This is a genomic window from Pantoea sp. RG18, from assembly GCF_025910075.1.
Classification (GTDB): Bacteria; Pseudomonadota; Gammaproteobacteria; order Enterobacterales; family Enterobacteriaceae; genus Pantoea; species Pantoea agglomerans.
In genome coordinates this window covers 1-19,655 of sequence record NZ_JAPCIL010000027.1, presented here as the reverse complement: position 1 = coordinate 19,655, position 19,655 = coordinate 1, and the positions used below count along the sequence as shown (strand labels likewise).

The following is a 19,655-nucleotide window of genomic DNA, read 5'->3' as shown; positions in this document are numbered from 1 at the left end:
TCAGGCTCCGGCAATGTCATGTAAAGCCTGAATCACACGTTCGACATCCTGATCCGTCATTGACGGAAACAGTGGAATCGAACACATCTGCTGGCTGTTAAGTTCACTGGCGGGAAGACGTAAATCGGGATAGTGCTCGCGATAATATTTATGGGTATGCGCCGCACGGAAATGCAATCCGCTGCCGATATCCCGCGTCTTCAGTGCCTGCATAAAGGCATCGCGCGACAGACCGCAGCGCTGTTCATCAATGCGAATAATAAACAGGTGCCACGCATGCTGATGTGGCCAGGCGGGCAGTGACAGCGGCGTGAACGGCAGCGTGCGCAGCGCTTCAAAATAGCGTTCAGCAATCTCACGGCGGCGGGCAATAAAGCCCGGCAGTTTCTGTAACTGCACCAGCGCAATCGCCGCGCTGATATCGGGCAGATTATATTTAAAGCCCGGCATCATGACTTCCGCCTGCGGCAGACGCCCCTGGGTATGACGATCAAACGCATCTACTGCCAGGCCATGAAACTTCAGGCTGCGTATACGATCGGCGAGAGTGGCGTCATCGGTCACCACCAGGCCCCCTTCCGCGCAGGTGATATTCTTGATGGCGTGGAAAGAGAAAATCGCCGTGCCGCGATGCCCGACCGGTTTTTGGTAATAAGTGGTACCCACCGCGTGAGCCGCATCTTCAATAATGGCGATGCCATGCTGTTGAGCCAGTTGATAGATTGGCGCGAGATCGGCAGGTGCACCAGCGTAATGCACCGGAATAATCGCGCGGGTGCGGGGCGTAATCGCCTGCGCTATCCGGTCCGGCGTGACCATCAGGTTGTCGGGATCCACATCAATCATCACCGGCGTGGCACCCAGAAGCGTGATCAGGTTCAGGGTAGAGACCCAGGTCATGGACGGCGTGATCACCTCATCGCCAGGCCCGATCCCCATCGCCATCAGCGTGACATGCATTCCGGCAGTGGCAGAGCTTACTGCAATGGCGTGCTGGTTGCCGGTCATCTGAACAAAGGCCTGCTCCAGTTCGGCGCATTTTGCCCCGGTCGTTATCCAGCCAGAGTCAAATACCGCTTTAACAGCAGCCAGCTCTTCATCACCGAATGAAGGCCGGGAAAATGGCAAAAAATCCATGCTAAAACTCCTGCAGATCAAACCCATAAGCTGTCGCGCGTTGTTAATCAGGCACAACGCCAGAAAATAATTGAAATAGCGAATGACTCACAGTCGGCCAGGGTGTTATCGACACCACGCTTTCCCGTTCTGGAATTAAGGTTACCGGACTGCTAATACAAACTACCGTATGAAAGTTAACTGAACATTAAATGAAGAGTGTGAATTTAAATAAAATCAAGGGAGAGCAAGTTAAGGACTTCAGAAAAAGTTCACAATTAAATGGCTAATAATAGCTCTGGCCTCAACTCTTTTTGATTTATTGATATTTTGTTTAAAAACAGCAGGCTCTGTCAGTCACCAGAGCAGGGTTCAGCTCATCCTGATGAAGTCACTTCTGGAGAGAAAAATTAACACGCTGATATTGCTGGGCTAAATTCAGCCTGCTACTCACAGTATCACATCGAAAAAATAGCGCTCCGCTCATCTCAGAATGAATCACAGATTAATAAAGCCGTCTTAATGTATTCTTAATATTTTTCGTTATTAATGTTCTGCCCTGGCAATAATCATTACACTTTGGTGATTCTCAGGTGACAGTCAGTTAATATCTGTCAGATTATCTGTGCCTGTAAGGTAAAAACAGTGCTAAAAAAAGTGAATAGGATCGCGGTTTCAGGCGTTAACGTTGGGTCTGCCTAAAAAAGAGAAAATAGTGATGATGCGTGCCGCCTGTTTATGCACTCTGTTAGCCCTGCTCAGCCCGGTGCTTTACGCCGCGCCGGTAACCTATGCCATTACCCCCGATAAAACGTCGATAGGCCTTTCATGGCGCGCCTTTGGTCACCAATTTTCGCAGGCCAGACTGCAGGGTGTGACCGGTACGGTGACACTCAATCCTGATGAAGACCGTGACGATCGTATTGAAGTGACTATTCCGGTAGGGACGCTGGTGGCCTCGAACAGCCTGTTAACCTGGCAACTGAAAAGTAATCTGTTTTTTGATGCAGAGCGTTACCCAAACATTCACTTTGTCAGCAGTCGCGTGGCCTCACTGGGTGGCGGGAATTACCGTATTTTTGGTGTGCTGACGGTTAAAAATGTCAGCCGGCCAGTCGTGATGCTGGCCTCGCTGGACAGCGGAAAGACAATTGATCCGGCTTCAGGCTCGCTGGCGCTGCATGCCACCACCGCCATCTCCCGCTCAGCCTTCGGAATGGATCGGCTGGTCGGGGTGGTTGATGATCGCGTCAACATTGCGCTGGCCATTGCCGCGCAGGGCAGAAAGCCGCTGTAGCGGTAACCGCTGAAGGGTCCGCCGGATTAACTGAGTGCTGTCTGCAATGTTTCCGCTGTGGCAGCCAGTTGAGCCGGTGGGTTGCGGCCAATCAGCACATATTGATAGCCGTCACGCTTCCACCAGGCCAGCTGCATGCCATGGCGCTTTTCATGGGCGATGGGATTCGCGCTGTCCGGCTCAGGCGAGATACAGAGCGCCATCGGGCCATAATCAGCATGCAGCCAGGCGATTTGTGCAATCGACGTCCGTTCGTAGCGCAGGATCCGCACCATTTTCAGTTCAGCTCTTGGCAGGCTGAGTTGCTGTGGATGCAGCTGCAATCCTAAATCGAGTCGGGTTCGGTCCAGCCCCTTCTGCAGCATGGCGGCGTCATCAGGCGTATCGGCCAGCGTTTCAGCACTGTAGAGCGACATATAACGCGCCTCCAGATCGCGGATATTCTGGCTTTCATCTTTCTCATCATCTTCCGGTCTTGCCAGGAAACCGATGCCGCTGCCCACCAGCAAAAAGCTGACAGACGCAGCAATCAGTGCCCGACGGCTGTAGCCTTTGGCTGGCATTGACTCTGGTGCCGTGATGGCTGCCAGTTGCTGTGCCATTCTGGCCTGCGGTGCCTGTTCCAGCAGCGGCGCAAAAGCCTGTTCAAAATCGAGATTACTGTGCTGTAAATGCTCAACCCGTGCCGCCAGTTCGGGATCCCCTGCCATCGCCTGCTCAAACTGCACGGCTTCCTGTGGCGTCATCTCACCATCCAGCCAGGCAACGATCGCCTCGTCACGCCACGGTGGCGTAAAAGTTTCCCTGTTCATCTCCGTTTCTCCTGCTGTGCGGGCGAGGTCGCCGGCTGTCTGGCCAGCGTGGCACGTGCGGCGGCCAGACGGCTCATAATAGTGCCAATGGGAACCGAGAGCGTCTCTGCCGCCTCCTGATAGGTCAGCCCTTCGACATACACCAGAAACAGTGCATTACGCTGCGCCTCGGGTAAGACGTTAACCTGTAGCATAATGCGCTGGAAATGGCGGTTGTCGTCGCTGTTGGTGTGGTTGTCTGCGGCCAGCAGCGCATCGGGATCCACGAATCCCTGTCCCTGCCGGACCTTTCGCGCCCGTAAATCACTGGCCCAGATGGAGTGAAGGATCGAAAAAAGCCATCGATCAATGCGTGTGCCCGGCGTGAACTGCGCGCTGCGTTCCAGCGCGCGTACGCAGGTTGACTGCACCAGCTCTTCTGCCATGTCACGGTTGTGTGACAGCACATAGCCGTAACGCCAGAGCCGCGTCAGATGTTCCGCAAGGTGCTGACGGATGTCACTGTGAGTGATTTTTCGCTCCTCCCTTCCGCATCAGACCTCGGGGTGGCCATTGATCGCGGCCTGCAGATCGCGATATTCCTCGCAGTCTGTGCCACAAATCCCGGCAATGGTTTTTAACTGTTCGCGCGCCAGATCCGGACGCCCTTTGATCATCCAGGCTTCGCCCAGATATTCACGCACTTTAGCGTAACGGGGATCAAGTGCAATGGCGCGCTGATAATAGCCAATGCCCTCGTCCGTGCGGCCCAGTTTACGGGTAGCGTAACCACGATAGTTCCAGGCTTCGCGGGTATCCTGATTTTTCAGCGTATCCAGCAGGTTCAGCGCCGCCTGATATTCGCCCTTTTTCGCCAGATGCCATGCATAGCGGGTTTTATCGTCGTCACTCAGCTTGCTGGTCTTCTCAGGCACACAACTTTTAGTGTGACTGTCATAGACCTGACCTTTGGGGCAGTCAGGCGTCTTTTTATCACTGTCATTGTCGCCCATCGCCATACTCAGCGGAGAGTGCAGCATCAGCAGCAGTGCCGGAACGGCAAGCAGAGAAAAACCAGAACGCGTTGTCATAATTTATCCTTATCGGGTCTGTGAGACAGGCGATAAAGCCCGCCGGATGCAGTCCGCTAGCGCGGCGCTGTACGGTAAACAGCTCAGCGCCGGTTTCTATTCGATAAAAATAAAATTATTTTTTGCCAGGGTGCCACGCTGAATCAGAACGGTAGTTTTTCCACCGCACAGAAACGCCGTTCCGCCAGGGAAATCACCGCAGCTTCCGCAATCGCCTGGGCTTTCAGTCCATCCTCAAGGCCAGGAAGATCGTCAACCTGCTCACCGTTCAGCGATCGGATAAACGCATCCAGATGAGCATAGTAAGTTGGCTGCACCCGGCTGAACCAGTCGGGCAACAAGCCTGGCTGCTGAATCTGCGCACCCTGATAGCAGCTGACGCCGCGCTGTGGCTGAGAGGCTGATTCCAGCATCCCGTGCGGTCCCATCACACTGATGTGTTCATCGTAGCCATAGCCGGTGCGGCGGACATTATCGAGCTGTGCCAGCGCCCCGCCCTGCAGCCGCAATAGCAGCGTGCTGGTGTCCACGTCGTCAAATTCGCTGATCGAGGGCAGAGCCAGCGCTGCACCCATCGCTGCCACCTCTTTCACCTCCTCTTCAGTCAGCCAGCGCAGCAGGTCAAAAAAGTGGATAGCCTGATCGCGCATCTGTCCCCCGGACGCCTGAAGATAGGCCAGCGGCGGCATGGCTGAGGAGCGGCAGACCATCTGAATCAGTTCCGCCGGGCCGATCCGCCCCTGGCGGAGTTGTTGCTTCAGCTGCTGATGGCTGACATCAAAACGCCGATTAAACCCTACTGTGACCGGCACGTTGTAAGGAAGAACATTAGCCACGGCAGAGCGGGCCCGATCAAGAGAGAGATCGACCGGTTTTTCACAGTAGATGGCTTTACCGGCGCGGGCTGCGGCTTCCAGTAAGTCAGCATGGGTCGGCGTCGCGCTGGCGATCAGCACCATATCAATCTGCTCATCATTTATCGCCTCAGTGACAGACGCGGCCCGGGCACCAAAGCGGGTCGCAAAGGCGGCGGCGCGCGCGGTATCCGCATCCGCAACCCATACCAACTCAACTCCGGGGTGCGCCTGAAGATTCGCGGCATGAACTTCACCAATAAAGCCACACCCCAGCAGGGCAACACGTTGCTTTTTATTCATTTTTTTGAACTCCATCATAGTCCGGCAGAAAGATGCATCTGCAGGATAACGCTGCGTTTTACACTGGCGGCACGGTGTTTTGAGGTGTTTACCTCAGAGGAGATCGGCATGTCGCTGAAAGAGGTCGCCCGACGGGCAGGTGTGGGACTGGCAACCGTGGATCGGGTGCTCAATGAACGTGGCGGCGTCGCGCCGGAGACGGTTCACAGGGTGCTGCAGGCAGCACGTGAAGTCGGGCTGAAGCGGATCCTGCCGGAAGAGCATCGTCATCCGTGGCATATAGAACTGCTGCTGAGCAGCAACGATTCATTTTTCTTTAAGCAGCTGGCACAGGATTTTACTGAGGTTGCCTCGCATCTGGGCTATCGCCGGTTAACGCTGCGCCGCACTTTTGTCCCCGAGGCTCAGCCAGAACGTCTGGCAAAGCTTATCAGGCAGGGCGGTGAAACGCGGGATGGTCTGATCGTTTTTGCCCATGAACATCCGGCGATCTATGAGGCGCTGGACCATTGCCAGGCACGTGGCGTACCGGTGATCTCGCTGGTCACCGATTTACCCGGTGCCGCCCGGCTCTGTCATGTGGGGATCAATCAGTTGCAGGCCGGACGTACAGCCGCTCAGCTGATGGGCAAAATGCTGCATCAGCCCGGTGAGGTGTTGATGGTCAGTGGGCACCGGGATTACAGTGCGCATCGTCAGCGTATTGAAGGGTTTCGTGACCTGATAACCAGTCGGTTTCCCCATCTTCAGTTACGTGAAGTTCTGGCCGCCCAGGAAAATCGCGACACCCTCAGTAAGTTGCTGGAGAAGCAGCTGGTACAGAGCGGTCATCTGCAGGGCATTTATAACACCGGGCTGGGGAATACCGAGATCGGGCAGGCGCTGGCACGACATCGTCGGCTGAATCAGTGCATCTGGATCACTCATGAGCTTTACGCCACCACCCGCACGCTGATGGCGCAGCAGAGCGTTGCGCTGACACTGGATCAAAACACCCGGCAGCATGCCCAGCTCGCGCTGCAGCTGATGCTGAATTATCTGGAGCAGGGAGAGAAACCCGATATCTACATTAAAGGAAAAGTGGATTTCATCATTTATACGGCAGAAAACTGTCTGTAACAATTGCCCGTTGTGTCATATCCACCGGTAAAGAAATATGCTTTACCTGCCGTCGATCATTGCATTCAGCACTATTTCCCGCGCGAGACAGTGCCCGGGAAAGTGGCTCACTGGCTCAGAAGTGCATAAAAAACAGCCTGCCACAGATAATCTGATCGCAGTGACAAGCTGAAACCGCCCCTTTATGTCAGATAAAAAATCTAACTATCATCTAAATATTAAAAGATAAATCTATATATGCATTTTTTATGGTTTTAATATTCAGATGCAGGCTGATGACGTTAATATCGTATCCGACTGAACAAACAGCGAAGTGAAACGGGTGAATTAATGTGCGACAGAGGTGCGGAAACAGAGCAGGAATAACACTCGCAGTCCTGAACGGTTAGCCATTAAAAGCGTACTTTGCAGAGTTGATCAATATCAAAACTTAATGGGTTTTTATCGTCATATTCCTATTGGGTTTCACTTTCTGCCAGGTTGATGCTAAGTTCTCGTCGGTTTAAAACAGGGCAGTATGAAGAACCGTTTCACTGATATTACGGCCACCCTGAATTTTTCCTGCGCCAGTTCGGTGCCTGACTAATTAATGAGCGTATGATTTGGAAAAGTGTTTATATCCGGTGCGTACCAGAACTGAGAGAGTGCTGCACGCGGTGGTATTCGAAGTTGTCGCTAATGTGCTGGTTTTCTTTATCCTGATTATTTTTACCTCCGCAGCACCATCGCAGTCGTTGTTGCTTACATTGGTTTCATCAACTCTGGCTATGGGATGGAACTACCTTTTCAACCTGATGTTTGACAGTGTTCAGCTAAAAACAGGATTTAAAAAGAACTTGCGAGTGAGATGCCTCCATGCCGTTCTGTTTGAGGCGGGTCTGTTATTAGTGTTAATCCCCTTTGCAGCATGGTGGCTGGATATTACGCTATTCTCAGCATTGAGACTTGAATCCGGACTGGTGCTATTTTTTCTGACCTATGCTTTTCTGTTCAATTTGTTATGGGATTGGGGAAGATCAGCAAAATCAATGAAGATATTAAATTAATGTATCATGCCATTAAAATTTACTTTCAGAAATTAACCTTTCGCTTAGCCGGCTAATGGAACTTCGCGTGCGAGTGATCGCGCCCGAATGTATCCGATGCGTAAGGAAACAAGTATATCTGTTGTCAGGAGAAGCTTACTCTCGCCTGGCAGCATTGATATAACGGCGCGTCTGCATAAATTAAGTTCAGACTGCGTATAAGCTCATTTCACAGGTTAAAGCAGCAAGAATATTATGGACAAAGTCTACTATCTGAATAAGTTAAGGAACTGCCCGTCAACCGATATTCTGGATATCGTAACAAGCTATATGCGGAAAAAACTGCCTGGTGACGACCTCTCTTCATTTGAAGGCGCTTACGATCATCGTAAAGCCGAACTAATAATGAATGAAACCTATAGTGAAGTTCCTTCAGAAGTATGGAGACTAGTGTGCTGAGGCGTAAAAAGGAGGGCAGGATCACTCATAACCCATTATCTGCTGAGGGCTGATCACCCTGCAGATCATCAATTCCTGATAATCCTGGCGCGATGCATTTTGATCTCCGTCGGGCAGAATCGGTGAACAGATAAATCAGAGCATCACCTTTAGTGCTGTGATGCTCTGTCATTCTCAACAAACGCACGACATAAAGCGCTGTAAGAAATAGTAAGACAAACCTGCCAGACCACTGTAAACCGTTTTAAATAGGACGCCAAAACTGGCTTCATCTGTCGTATTCAGAGAAAGCTCGTACTAATAATGCCTTCCGGACTCACACGACTACGATAATGATTATCTGTTCAGGCGATATGCTGCCAATATAGCTCATGATCCACCAGCACCGATCCCGGAACGGCAAATCGTGTCAGGGCGATAAAAAATCTGCTCAGTCGTTAACCAAGGATGTATTAAGCAGATTCAGATGATGCAATACCATTACTTTTAAATGTTGTTCGCCCGAACAGGGAGCATGCAGGCGAACAAAACGGGAATTCATTTCAGATGGTCACGATGATACAGAGCCCACTGCTCAATCCTTTCTCCAGAGGGTAGCAGGCAATAGGTTGTTATACCTGCCGAAGATTTTTCCTGGACCTGCTGACCACCGCGATTAACGCAATATTCACTGGCTGGATTACGCATTGTTAAACGCTGCGGTTGTTTGCTGTGCGGTGTGCAGGCGATAAGTAGTGAAGCCAGTAACATCAGTGAAACTCCTGCTAACCTGTTTGTGACGATCATAAAACCTCTCTTAACCTTATTTTTTTGAATTAAGCATTTACCCTCCAGTGGTGTGATTAAGTCTGATAGCACAACAACGACTTTATCAGGAATCCTCCTTTCTCCTGCCACATGTTAACCTCAGGGGTGACAATCATCATGTTTCCATTCTGCCGTCCACTCTGCACTCACCACTATGGGTATCGATGCATAATTATAGCGTGCTGCCACTAAACCCGCGCTTAACAACCTCACGCGACACATAAGCAGATAGACCTTTAATGCAGTGATTAAAAAATGAATAAAGCCAAAATTAGAATGCATGTGAAGAGAATTAACAAAAACCCCATTATTACAATCGATGCATTATCTTAATTTTTAATGGAAATTCATCGCGGATACGGCATCGCCTTTAACGTTTACTTAAAACAGGCACACTTGCGATGCCTTTACATAAATCCTTTTCCCGCTGCATAATCCCGCAACATTTGTATGCGCACTGCCATTAATGGGATCAATAAAACCTACAACTTATTGGTATCGCTTAAATATCGCTGCTGCTTAACACCTGAATAACAACTCACGATTCAGGTGCCATTTAACGATCAGACTATCAATAAATTCTTAAGGAAGAGTGACTGAGATGAATAATAAATTCCCGCGAAATAAAATCGCAAAAGCATTAATGCTGGCAAGTGGGATGGGGGTTGTGCCTCTGATTAGCTATGCTGCAGTCATCGGAAGCCAGACAGGCAATGAGATCATCTTAACTGATGGCACCACGCTGATTGCCGACCAGTCATCTGGCGACGGTTATTATGGCATCCTGGTTAATGGCGCTACCGCCGCAACGGTTACCATCGGCAGCGGCAGCACAGTTCGCGTGACAGATGCTGAACGTTATGCAAAAGGGATTTTTATTGAAGCGGCAAACAGTGAATTTACTGCAGATAAGTTAACCCTCAACGTTTCCGGTAAAACAGCGGTCGGCATTGAGTTCGGCGGAAAAAATGTAACCGCCAGTTTAGGATCAGGTTCCTCGGTCACCACGGTAGCATCAGGTGATTCTTTCGCCGAGGGCGTCGTTGTCAGCAATAGTTCCTCGCTGCAGGCAAATAACCTGCAAATAAGCACCCAGGGCACTGGCGGAACGGCTCTGCGCGTCAGTGGTTACGGAAGTCACGCCAGTCTGGGCGACGACAGTAATTTACAGACGAATGGTCTTAACAGTAATGCCGTTCAGGTTGATAACCTGACCGGTGAGTCGATTAATGGCGTGGCCACGTTGAAAGCAAATGCATTGACGATCAACACCCTTGGCAATAATTCGCAGGGTATTAATATCCAGGATAATGGTTCGATTGATCTGGGCAGCAACTCGACCATTATTACCACTGGGGATCTTTCTGCTGGCATCTGGAGCTGGGGTGAGCTGAAGGCCGATCATCTGACAATCAGTACTGCGGGTGAGACCTCTGCAGGTCTGTCAGGCCGTGACAACAGCCTCTCAAACATTGGTGCTGGTAGCGTGATCTCCTCTGATCAGACTGGCGGCATTGTGGCTATGGGCGACAATGCCATCGTTAACTTCATTGGCAGTGAAGAAGAACGCAATACGGTCTATTCAGCAGGTTTTTATGGCGTATCCGCACAGTCAACCGGCGCAACCATTAATCTGCAGAACACCGATATTATGATGAAAAATGTGGATACCATGACCCTGGGTATTTGGTCCACAAGCGGTGGCACAGTTAACGGTGATGCAGTGACCATTACCGGCCCGGAGAATGCTACAGGTGTCTACGCCATGGCTGGTGGTAAAGCGAATCTTACGGGTGATTTGACCATTGATATGGGCTCCCCGGATGGGATAGCCATGGCTACGCAATATGATGATGGTTATGCAGCAGGTGTCATTACCACCGACGGAAAAGCGCAGATCGTTGGTAGCGTTTTATCCCGGGCCGGACTCATCGACCTCAATCTGACATCGGGTTCACTCTGGTCTGGCAGCGCCAGCAGCGATAACGTCAATAATGGCCATCTGAACGTTAATCTGACCGACAGCACCTGGAATGTATCGCGAACATCCAATGTCGATAATCTGACATTGAGTAACTCGCTGGTTGACCTCTCTGCAGCCTCGGATGACGCAACCTATTCAACATTGACTATCGCCAACCTCAGCGGCAGCGGCGACTTCGCCTTGCGCACCAATCTGGCAGGCGATGGTGCTGGCGTGAATAACATTGGCGATAAAGTTGTGGTGACAGAGAGTAGTTCCGGTGATTACGGTCTGACCATACAGAACCGCGGCAGTGCCGTCACCACTGGCAACGAAGTACTGACTGTGGTTGAAACGACTGATGGCATCGCCACCTTTAAAGGCAACGCCGACGTGGAACTTGGTGGCTATGTTTACTCGGTCAATAAGCAAGGCAACAACTGGGTACTCTCCTCACCTAAAGCATCAGAAACCCCTGAAGCAGATGATCCGGCCGTTATCCCTGCGGATGAGCCTGCCGCGACTCCTGCTAATGAACCTGCCGCGACTCCTGCTAATGAGCCTGCCGCGACTCCAGCCGATAACGGTGGCACGGCGCCTGCCGGGCAAGACAACGCAACTTCCCCCATTACCAGCACGGCCAACGCAGGGGCTAACTTCCTCAACACTGGCTATCTGATGAACTATGCCGAAATGCAGACGCTGATGCAGCGTATGGGTGATGTTCGTCAGGGGAAGACAGCCGGAAATGTCTGGCTGCGCGCTATAGATGGACGGTTCAGCGGCTTTGATAATGGCAAGCTGAGCCGTTTCAGCCTGAACTACACCGGTTATCAGTTTGGGGTCGATAAACGTTTGTCCGATGAAATTCCGATCTATCTGGGCCTGTTCATGGGGGTAACTGAAGGATCGCCTCATTACCAAAATGGTAACGGCAACATCCGTTCTGAGCATTATGGCTTCTACACCACCTGGGTAAATGATGCCGGTTTCTATGTTGATGGCGTTGTGAAAGTCAACCGGCTGAGGAATCAGTTCAATGTTCACGATACACAGAATAACCAGGTATCCGGTAACGGTGTCTCTTCAGGTCTGAGCGGATCGCTTGAGGCGGGCAAAAAGTTCAGCTTCTCTGATCGGCTGGCAGGTTTTTATCTTGAACCGCAACTACAGCTGACAGCAGGTCATCAGGATGGTGCTTCCGTAGGTGCGTCTAATGGTCTCAATATCACACTTTCAAGCTACAAATCACTGATGAGCCGGGCAAGCGTGCTGGCAGGGTATGAAATCAATCAGAGCAATTACAAACTCAACACCTATGTAAAAACGGGTGTAATGCGCGAGTATGCCGGGGATGCTGCTTATGCTCTGAACGGATCAAATGAACGTCTTTCCTTTAAAGGAAATGGATGGAATAACGGCGTCGGCCTGAGTGCCCAAATCAGCAGCCATACGCTCTTCCTGGAGGCCGATATGGTAGACGGAAAACGTTTTAACCAACGTCAGGTTAATGCTGGCTACCGTTTTAGTTTTTAGAATCAGCGTGCAGCAAGCGCTCGTATAACAGGAGGTGTTAATGAAAAAAACATTATGGATGCTGCTGGCCTTGATCTGCTCAGGATCCGCTTTCGCACGGCAGGAGTCCACCATCGCAGAAGCAAAAAACATGCGAGACGAACGTCATGTTACCCTTACCGGTACGATTAGTGGACGGGCTGACGATGACCACTACTGGTTACAGGACTCAACGGGTCGTATCCGTATTGATGTCGACGAAGATGACGAAGACGACGACGGCTTCCTTATTGGTAAAAAGGTACGGATAACGGGTGAGGTAGATCGCGATGACGGGCATAGCGAAATCGATGTTGATCGGCTCTTCATTCTGAAATAATTCCGGACTTCTGTGTAAAAAAGCCAGCTATAGCGCTGGCTTTTTTACATTCAGGGCAGGTTTTACTTTTCGCGAAACGCTTCCTGTACGCGCAACAGAGGACGCAACAGATATTGCAGCAGGCTCTTCTCGCCCGTACGAATATCAACGGTGGCCGTCATACCGGGAATAACCCGTAGTTCCTGACTGCCGCTTTTCGTCAGCGTATTATTTTCCGTTAATACCATCACCCGGTAATAAGTATCATCGACGCCTGGCCTGCGGGCAGCCTTACTTTCCTCATCTTTTAGCGCGCCCGAACTGATACTTTGAACATGTCCGGTCAGGCCGCCATAAATCGAATAGTCATAGGCAGAAATTTTTACCACAGCTTCCTGACCGGGCGCCAGAAAAGCCACATCAGAGGGCCGGATACGGGTTTCCACCAGCAGTTGATCATCCAATGGTGTCACCTCCATTATTGCGGCACCAGGCTGGATCACACCGCCAAGCGTATTGATTTTAATACTGTTAACAATGCCTCGTACTGGCGTGCGAACTTCAGTACGCTCAAGCGTATCATGGCGGCCATGGGCAGTTTCCTGCAGGCTTGTCATCTCAACATCGACTTTGGACAGTTCATCGTTAGCCTCGTTACGGTAGCGGTTTTTTCGCTCGGTAATTTGCAATTCGGCATCATTCATCTGACGCTCAAGTTTCAGAACCTCAGTTTTTGACAGCAGCGATCTGGCTGAGAGCTGTCGCGCCATTTCAAGCTCTTTCTGCAGCAATGTTTTTGACTTCAGATAGCCTTCAATTGACTCATTTACCGCCCTTTTACGTAGTTTCCAGGCATCGGTTTCACGGGTAACCAGTTCAGGTACTTTCATGACCTCTGGCGGGAACACAAGCTCGCTGCCGGTCGCTTCTGCTTCAAGACGCGCGGCCTGGGCTTTCAGTGCCAGCAGGCGGTTAGCGCTTTCGCGGAAGGAGGCTTCGGCGCGCGTGGGATCGATTTTGGCCACAACCTGACCTTTTTCAACCGTATCGCCTTCATGCACCATTAACTCCTGCAAAATACCGCCCTCAAGGCTTTGCAAAACCTGTTCGCGGGAACTGGGAACAATTTTGGCTGACCCGGTTGTCACCTCTTCGATGTTGAAATTGGCGGCCCAGACGATTACCAGCACCATTAACGCCACGCTGCCCCAGGCAATAAATAGCCAGCCTTCCCAGCGATCCTGACGGGCGGCCCTCACCATGTCACTGGCTGTATGTTCGGTCAGGCGCTTTTGATCAACGTTTTTATCAGGGGACAGGCTGCTCATACTGTTACCTCGCCAGATTGTGGCTGACGCTCTGTGCTTATCTCAACGCCAGCATGTTTCGCTGCGTTACGCAGCACCGATGCGGCCGGGATCTTCCCGCTGTTTAATAAACCGATAATCTCTTCACGCGGCCCATCAGCTACTTTGATGCCTTCATCCATCACAATCACCCGATCAACGTATTTCAGCACTGCCGGACGGTGGGTCACGATAATCACGGTTCGGCCTTCCATTGCCGGGATGAGCGCCTGCAGGATAGTGCGTTCCGACCCCATATCCATCCCCGATGTAGGTTCGTCCAGTAGCAGAACATCCGGATTCGACAGAATGGCGCGAGCCAGGGCTATCGCCTGCTTTTGTCCACCGGAAAAGTTTTCACCTCGCTCACTGACAGGCATACCAAAGCCCATGGGATGGGCCGCGACAATATCACTCACCCCGGTCATTTTTGCAGCGGCCATCAGTTCTTCGTCGCTGGCATAGGGTGCTCCCATCACCAGGTTGTCACGCAGCGAACCATACATAAAACGTGGTTCCTGATTGACCAGCGCGATACGAGTCCGTAATTCCACCGGCTCGACCTGGCCTATATCTACGCCAGCAATGGTGATCGTGCCTGTTGTGGGTGGATATAGCCCAACCAGCATGCGCAGCAGCGAAGATTTACCGCTGCCCATTTTGCCCAGTATGGCAACCCGCTCGCCCTGACAGAACCGGACATCTAGCTGCTCAACGATGGCAGGTAAATCGTCTTTATAACGTAATGAAACGCCCTGACAGACAATCCCGGTCTGGCTGCCCTGGGGAAGCTGCACATAAACCTTCTCATTATCGCGTTCAGCAGGGGCCTGCATCACTTTATTGAGGATGGCCAGCGAGGTTTTTGCCTGCTGAATACGCAATCCCAGCGCGGCAAGCGTTGCTATGGGCATTATGGCGCGCCCCATCAGGGTCATAGTGGCAATGATGCCTCCCATTGAGATATCACCATCACCGACCAGATAAGCACCCCAGACCAGCAGAATAACGGTACCAAACTGCTGGGTCGTCTGAATGACGCTTGAGCCCATAGTGGCAAGGAACCGCGATTTCATATTCACTGCAGAGAGTTTTACGCTGGCAACATCGTGTTTAGAGGCGACCAGGTTTTCAGCACGCAGAACTTTGATGGTCTCAAGATTATCCAGTGATTCAATAACCAGACCGTAACGGTTACTGCCTATTTTCATTGACTCTTCAGCGTGGCGTTTCAAAGGGATCTGCATCAGCAGCACCATCGCCACGATGACCACTAATATCAGGATCACACACCAGACCAGTGGCCCGGCAACCAGATGGATTACAACCAGGAAGAGTAAAACAAAGGGTAAGTCAGCAACCGTCGTTAAAGCGGCTGACGTAGTAAGCTCGCGGACGCTGTCAAAGCTTTGCATGACATTGCCAAATGCACCGCTGGATTGGGCTCGACCCGACATTTTGCCGTTCAGCACGTGACGAAAAAGTTGTGCGCCCAACACCAGATCGATCTTTTTACCGGCGCGATCGGTAATCCAGGCCCGACCCAGCCGTGCAGCCAGTTCAAACAACAACGCCAGACTCACGCCGATAGCCATCGTCCAGAGTGTTACGTAGGTCTGGTTAGGCAGTACCCGGTTATAAACCGTCATGGTGAATACGGACATCGCCAGAACGAGCAGGTTAATAACGACTGACAATGCGGCGGCTTCAAAGATATAACGTTTGAATCCCCACAAAGTATTCCAGAACCAGTGCCCTTTACCGACATGGACAATGTCATCGGCACGATGATCAAGATAAGACTTAGGTCGCAGCAGCAGCAACTCGCCGCTATAGTGCTGAGCCAGGCGAGCGAAATCGACCTCAACAGGCTGGCTGCCCAGTGCGGGATCGATAATGGCGCACTTCTTTTCGCTACACTGTGTCAGCACGCAGTAGCCCGTTTCCAGACGCATGATGGCGGGGAGAACAAAGCTTTTCACATCCGTCAGGTCAATCTTCTGCCAGGCAGCACTCATGCCGCGGCTCTGCAGCGTGCGCAATGCCCAGTCATTCTGGGCGCTGATATCAGCGTCTGGTGGAAATGCAGGCATACCCACACGTAAAGCATTTAGCGTAAGCCGGACGTCAAACAGGCGCAGTGCGCTTTGCAGTGCAACCAGCAAAGTCTCCTGCGTATCTGATGGCGATCTGGATAACACTCTGTTTTCAGCATTCAGTTCAGAGCCAGCAGGCTCAAATTGTATATCAGTCACAATGGCGTCCCCTGGACAACTAATTCATTCTGGTCTGGCGGCAAAGCATGACAGCGGCCAGAAATACTCGTTTTTTACGTCAGCGTGATTAGTGCACCGCTTCGATGGTATTCGCTGGTAAAGCGTTAACCTTCTGCACCAGTTGGCTGGTTTTACCCAGTGCCGCAACGATGTTCCATTGCGCAGCCAGGTACTGCATCTGCTGCTCCTGATAACTTGCGAGACTGGTGTAATAGTCGGTAGCAAACGAGATTAAATCCGTTAACGGACGCTGCCCCGCGAAGAACTGTACCTCCCCCGCTTTCCAGGTTTTCAACGCGGTTTCTGACTGTCTCTGTAATGCATTGAGCTGGCGTTCACGAAGCGGTAAGGAGACCCACAGCTGATCCAGCTGCTGTTTCAATGTCCGGAGTGTTGCATCCTGATCCGCCTCTGCGGCAATGAGTCGCTGAGTTTCAGCTTTGGCATTTGCCCTGCCAGCCCCACCATCCCAAAGATTGATATCGCTGCTCACCTGTAACGTCACCGCTTTAAACGGTTCCATTTCACCGTTGCGCTTTGGACTGTCCATACTCAGTTGCACACTCCATTTCGGCCTGTTCCACTTAGAGGCCAGATCCACTGCGGCTCTCGCCTCCTCTTTACGCTCGCGTGAGACCGCCCAGTTGGGATTTTCTTTCAGTACCTGTTGTGCCTGTGCCAGTGACGCGGGCAACAGACCCGCTTTTTTCAGATCGGGCAGGCCTCTGGTGATAACAATCTCGTGGTTCAGCAGCGAGCTGAGTTGCTGCTGCGCTTGTATATAGGTGGTGTAGCTCATTTCACGACTGGCAATCACCGAATTGAGGCGAGTCGCAACCTGATTGATCTCAGAAGCTCTGCCGCTATCAATACTGGCAATATTCTTTACCCGATTAAGTAGATCCTGCAGTGCGTTAATTTCTTTATCCAGCACAGCGACAACTGTGGCATTAGTGGCTGCAGAGGTAAAAAGAGAAAGCACCTGCTCGTTGAGATTTTCGCGCGTGACATTTACCTGAGCCTGCTGCATGGAATAAGCAGCCTGCTTTCCGGCAACGCTCGCATCAGTACGTCCGTGATCGTAAAGTAATTTACTTACAGTGATATGCGGGGAGACAGGGTTATTCTCATAACCGGGTTGACCTGAATATCCTGATGCGCTGATACCCGTGCTGACCTGAAAACCATCAGCGGCTTTTGCCTGATCGATATCATACATAGCACCGGTGCTGTTTGATAAAGCAGACTTTACCGACGGATGGTCGGCTGTCATACGAATCATTTCAATAAAGTCCGTTGCATGGGCATTTAACAGGGGATTAAAAAATAGCAACCCCGCAATTAAACCATGCAGCGAACATCTGGATTTTGTAGTGAACAAGTTTTTTTTCATAGTTAACTCAAAATAACAAATAAAGTGGGATGGCTAATTTCTCTGTCGCTAATTCAATCCTGCGACCGGAACTGTTTTAACCGCCCGACATGTCATATGGCAACGTTAATTCTGCTAAAAAGAAATATTTAGGTTTTACATGCTGCTCACATGCCTTTATTTATTTTTTTCATCTGCGCAATCAGATCTGGGGCTCACCTGATGGGCCTGCCTTAAACAGGCCCATCAGGTGAGTTTGATGTGAAAAAAAGCTGGCGATGACCGAAGTCATCGCCAGTTCTATCAGATAACGTTTAAGCCATGCTGGATTAACAGCTTGACAGTGGTGTCATCATTATTGGTATAGACGTCATAATTAACGCCATTTTCAGTTTGTGCGGCCGAAGCCGTCCATTCTGACTTTCCAATATTAACGGTATCAGTTGCATTACTATTGTTTGAGCTTCCCACATCTCCCGTAATATGTAATGTGTTCGCTTCACTACCATTATCTTTAGTAATTTCGAGCACATCGCTGGCGCTGATAAATAATGTCTGCGCCGTGTTATTACCCAGATGGATAGCTTCAATTCCACTAATTTTGCCTGATACCGTTCCGAGTTCTAAATCGTTATTAGAATCCCAGACCAGCGTATCGTGACCCTCTCCTCCTTTCACACTGCTAAAATGAGTACTGTTAATGACGATAGTATCATCGCCCTCTTTTGCATCGACGGAATTCGCGCCGCGTGCATCCAGTACATCATTACCTGAAGTGCCATTAAGATCGTACTGAGCAGGTTGATACTCAATATGCGTCGATCCCGTTTCAGACGTCAGTCCCAGTGTCTCGTTCAGATCAACTAAGCGGCCTTTGATTGCTGAGCCATCGCCGTCGCCCACGCCCTGATCGGTCCAGGTCACGTAGAGCTGACCGCCCGCAAGGAAGGTCGCATCGACTTCAACCTGCTCACCATAGGTCAGCTGGTTGATCTGGATCTGCTGGCCCACTTTATTACCCGCTGCATCAAAGTACTGTGCGTAGATACCGCTGGTACCTGCACCCGGTGCGATGTCGGTTGTTGACAGGAAAACGGCAATAAAGCTGCCGTCAGCCTGACTGACCACCCTCGCCATGTGCTGATCGCCAGCCGTCGTGGTGTTGATCAGGAACTCGCTGGTCAGCGCCGTACCGTCTGCCGCGTAGATGCGGCCCCAGACGCTGTAACCATTCTGATCCGGTCCGCTGGTATCGTTAGAGTCCCAGGTCACCACGTAGTTGCCGTTTTGCAGCGCACTGACTGCGGATGACGCCTGATTGTTAGTCAGGGTCTGGTTCGCTACGAAGCTGCCTGTTACAGCATGCGTTGACGGATCATAAACTGACACACCAACATCATATCCGGTGGCTTTAATCGCATAAGTAATCGCAACCTGGCCATTTTCCAGCGTTGTAACAGATGGTAACGGCTCCCATTCAGGAATGATGGCATTTGCGTTCAGGGTCGTGGTTGCCAGCACGGTCTCCGCCGTGACCGGCGTGCCGTTTGCGTCATACTGACGGCCATAAACCGTCCAGTTGCCGTTCAGGCTCGCTTCCCAAACCACCAGATAACCGCCGTCTTCCAGCGAAGTGATCACCGGAACGCGCATTTTGCTGGCGGCGGTGCTGGAGTCCACATTGTACTCTGCGCCATTAGTCACGACGCCGTTCACGTTACCCGCACCGTCGTAGCTGTAGGTATAACCCTGACCCTTGATATGCGCACCGGAATCCGTGCTCCACACCACCTGGAAAGTGCCATCTGACAGCACGGTAACCTGCGGCGTGATCTGGTCGCCCGCTGTGGTGGCGTTCACCGTGAACTCCGCCCCGACCGGCTGACCTTTCGCATCCAGCAGCTGACCCTTGACGCAGCTGCCGGAGCCGTCTCCGCTCGCCGACTGCCACACCACGATGGCA

Annotated in this window: 15 protein-coding genes and 1 pseudogene; 6 read left to right on the top strand and 10 right to left on the bottom strand. The window is 51.3% G+C overall.

Features of this window, described 5'->3' with window-relative positions; all coding sequences use genetic code 11:
* Positions 1 to 1,137 (bottom strand): UDP-4-amino-4-deoxy-L-arabinose aminotransferase, encoded by a 1,137-nt coding sequence (arnB, locus tag OK409_RS21695; RefSeq protein WP_264367528.1) that lies wholly within the window; start codon positions 1,135 to 1,137, stop codon positions 1 to 3.
* 697 nt (positions 1,138 to 1,834) lie between these two features.
* Between arnB and OK409_RS21690 the strand changes: the two genes are divergently transcribed.
* Positions 1,835 to 2,413, top strand: a complete 579-nt coding sequence (locus tag OK409_RS21690) for a YceI family protein (RefSeq protein ID WP_031292304.1) — start codon at positions 1,835 to 1,837, stop codon at positions 2,411 to 2,413.
* A gap of 26 nt (positions 2,414 to 2,439) precedes the next feature.
* Here the strand turns inward: OK409_RS21690 and OK409_RS21685 are convergent, their stop codons facing one another.
* From OK409_RS21685 to OK409_RS21670, 4 genes are all read right to left on the bottom strand, one after another.
* Positions 2,440 to 3,225 (bottom strand): anti-sigma factor family protein, encoded by a 786-nt coding sequence (locus OK409_RS21685; protein WP_264367527.1) that lies wholly within the window; start codon positions 3,223 to 3,225, stop codon positions 2,440 to 2,442.
* Positions 3,222 to 3,671: a sigma-70 family RNA polymerase sigma factor gene (locus OK409_RS21680; RefSeq protein ID WP_033786312.1), complete on the bottom strand. Its 450-nt coding sequence runs from the start codon at positions 3,669 to 3,671 to the stop codon at positions 3,222 to 3,224. The genes OK409_RS21685 and OK409_RS21680 overlap by 4 nt, the downstream gene beginning before the upstream one ends.
* Before the next feature lie 87 nt (positions 3,672 to 3,758).
* Positions 3,759 to 4,295: a tetratricopeptide repeat protein gene (locus OK409_RS21675; RefSeq protein WP_010257155.1), complete on the bottom strand. Its 537-nt coding sequence runs from the start codon at positions 4,293 to 4,295 to the stop codon at positions 3,759 to 3,761.
* Positions 4,296 to 4,438: 143 nt separating this feature from the next.
* On the bottom strand, positions 4,439 to 5,452 hold the full coding sequence (locus OK409_RS21670) for a Gfo/Idh/MocA family oxidoreductase (protein ID WP_264367526.1): 1,014 nt from the start codon (positions 5,450 to 5,452) through the stop codon (positions 4,439 to 4,441).
* A gap of 108 nt (positions 5,453 to 5,560) precedes the next feature.
* Between OK409_RS21670 and OK409_RS21665 the strand changes: the two genes are divergently transcribed.
* The 3 genes from OK409_RS21665 to OK409_RS21655 all read left to right on the top strand — a co-directional run bounded on the left by OK409_RS21665 (position 5,561) and on the right by OK409_RS21655 (position 8,055).
* Positions 5,561 to 6,571, top strand: a complete 1,011-nt coding sequence (locus OK409_RS21665; protein ID WP_264367525.1) for a LacI family DNA-binding transcriptional regulator — start codon at positions 5,561 to 5,563, stop codon at positions 6,569 to 6,571.
* A gap of 602 nt (positions 6,572 to 7,173) precedes the next feature.
* Positions 7,174 to 7,617 carry a PACE efflux transporter gene (locus OK409_RS21660; protein ID WP_033744181.1) on the top strand — a complete coding sequence of 148 codons (444 nt, stop codon included), beginning with the start codon at positions 7,174 to 7,176 and terminating at the stop codon, positions 7,615 to 7,617.
* A 234-nt stretch (positions 7,618 to 7,851) separates the two neighbouring features.
* Positions 7,852 to 8,055, top strand: coding sequence for an Hha/YmoA family nucleoid-associated regulatory protein (locus tag OK409_RS21655; protein WP_010257166.1), 204 nt, complete (start codon positions 7,852 to 7,854; stop codon positions 8,053 to 8,055).
* A gap of 537 nt (positions 8,056 to 8,592) precedes the next feature.
* Here the strand turns inward: OK409_RS21655 and OK409_RS21650 are convergent.
* Positions 8,593 to 8,952, bottom strand: a complete 360-nt coding sequence (locus OK409_RS21650) for a DUF333 domain-containing protein (protein WP_264367524.1) — start codon at positions 8,950 to 8,952, stop codon at positions 8,593 to 8,595.
* A 511-nt stretch (positions 8,953 to 9,463) separates the two neighbouring features.
* Between OK409_RS21650 and OK409_RS21645 the strand changes: the two genes are divergently transcribed.
* Together OK409_RS21645 and OK409_RS21640 are read left to right on the top strand one after the other, a co-directional pair.
* On the top strand, positions 9,464 to 12,361 hold the full coding sequence (locus OK409_RS21645; protein ID WP_264367523.1) for an autotransporter outer membrane beta-barrel domain-containing protein: 2,898 nt from the start codon (positions 9,464 to 9,466) through the stop codon (positions 12,359 to 12,361).
* Between the two features lie 40 nt (positions 12,362 to 12,401).
* Complete coding sequence (locus tag OK409_RS21640; RefSeq protein ID WP_033760000.1) at positions 12,402 to 12,719, top strand: NirD/YgiW/YdeI family stress tolerance protein; 318 nt, start codon at positions 12,402 to 12,404, stop codon at positions 12,717 to 12,719.
* A 62-nt stretch (positions 12,720 to 12,781) separates the two neighbouring features.
* Here OK409_RS21640 and OK409_RS21635 read toward each other — a convergent pair whose 3' ends face one another.
* From OK409_RS21635 to OK409_RS21620, 4 genes and pseudogenes are all read right to left on the bottom strand, one after another.
* Positions 12,782 to 14,026 carry an HlyD family type I secretion periplasmic adaptor subunit gene (locus OK409_RS21635; RefSeq protein ID WP_010257175.1) on the bottom strand — a complete coding sequence of 415 codons (1,245 nt, stop codon included), beginning with the start codon at positions 14,024 to 14,026 and terminating at the stop codon, positions 12,782 to 12,784.
* Positions 14,023 to 16,245 carry a type I secretion system permease/ATPase gene (locus OK409_RS21630; protein WP_256850032.1) on the bottom strand — a complete coding sequence of 741 codons (2,223 nt, stop codon included), beginning with the start codon at positions 16,243 to 16,245 and terminating at the stop codon, positions 14,023 to 14,025. Before OK409_RS21630 ends, OK409_RS21635 begins: the two co-directional genes overlap by 4 nt.
* 142 nt (positions 16,246 to 16,387) lie before the next feature.
* A complete protein-coding gene (locus OK409_RS21625; RefSeq protein WP_071778629.1) occupies positions 16,388 to 17,602 on the bottom strand; it encodes a TolC family protein in 1,215 nt (404 codons plus the stop codon).
* 393 nt (positions 17,603 to 17,995) lie between these two features.
* A pseudogene (locus OK409_RS21620) lies at positions 17,996 to 19,655 on the bottom strand (hypothetical protein); the annotation flags it as partial.

Coding starts and splice junctions, on each gene's coding strand:
- arnB (WP_264367528.1), bottom strand. CDS start 1,137: ATGGATTTTTTGCCATTTTCCCGGCCTTCATTCGGTGATGAAGAGCTG.
- OK409_RS21690 (WP_031292304.1), top strand. CDS start 1,835: ATGATGCGTGCCGCCTGTTTATGCACTCTGTTAGCCCTGCTCAGCCCG.
- OK409_RS21685 (WP_264367527.1), bottom strand. CDS start 3,225: ATGAACAGGGAAACTTTTACGCCACCGTGGCGTGACGAGGCGATCGTT.
- OK409_RS21675 (WP_010257155.1), bottom strand. CDS start 4,295: ATGACAACGCGTTCTGGTTTTTCTCTGCTTGCCGTTCCGGCACTGCTG.
- OK409_RS21670 (WP_264367526.1), bottom strand. CDS start 5,452: ATGAATAAAAAGCAACGTGTTGCCCTGCTGGGGTGTGGCTTTATTGGT.
- OK409_RS21665 (WP_264367525.1), top strand. CDS start 5,561: ATGTCGCTGAAAGAGGTCGCCCGACGGGCAGGTGTGGGACTGGCAACC.
- OK409_RS21655 (WP_010257166.1), top strand. CDS start 7,852: ATGGACAAAGTCTACTATCTGAATAAGTTAAGGAACTGCCCGTCAACC.
- OK409_RS21645 (WP_264367523.1), top strand. CDS start 9,464: ATGAATAATAAATTCCCGCGAAATAAAATCGCAAAAGCATTAATGCTG.
- OK409_RS21640 (WP_033760000.1), top strand. CDS start 12,402: ATGAAAAAAACATTATGGATGCTGCTGGCCTTGATCTGCTCAGGATCC.
- OK409_RS21635 (WP_010257175.1), bottom strand. CDS start 14,026: ATGAGCAGCCTGTCCCCTGATAAAAACGTTGATCAAAAGCGCCTGACC.
- OK409_RS21625 (WP_071778629.1), bottom strand. CDS start 17,602: ATGATTCGTATGACAGCCGACCATCCGTCGGTAAAGTCTGCTTTATCA.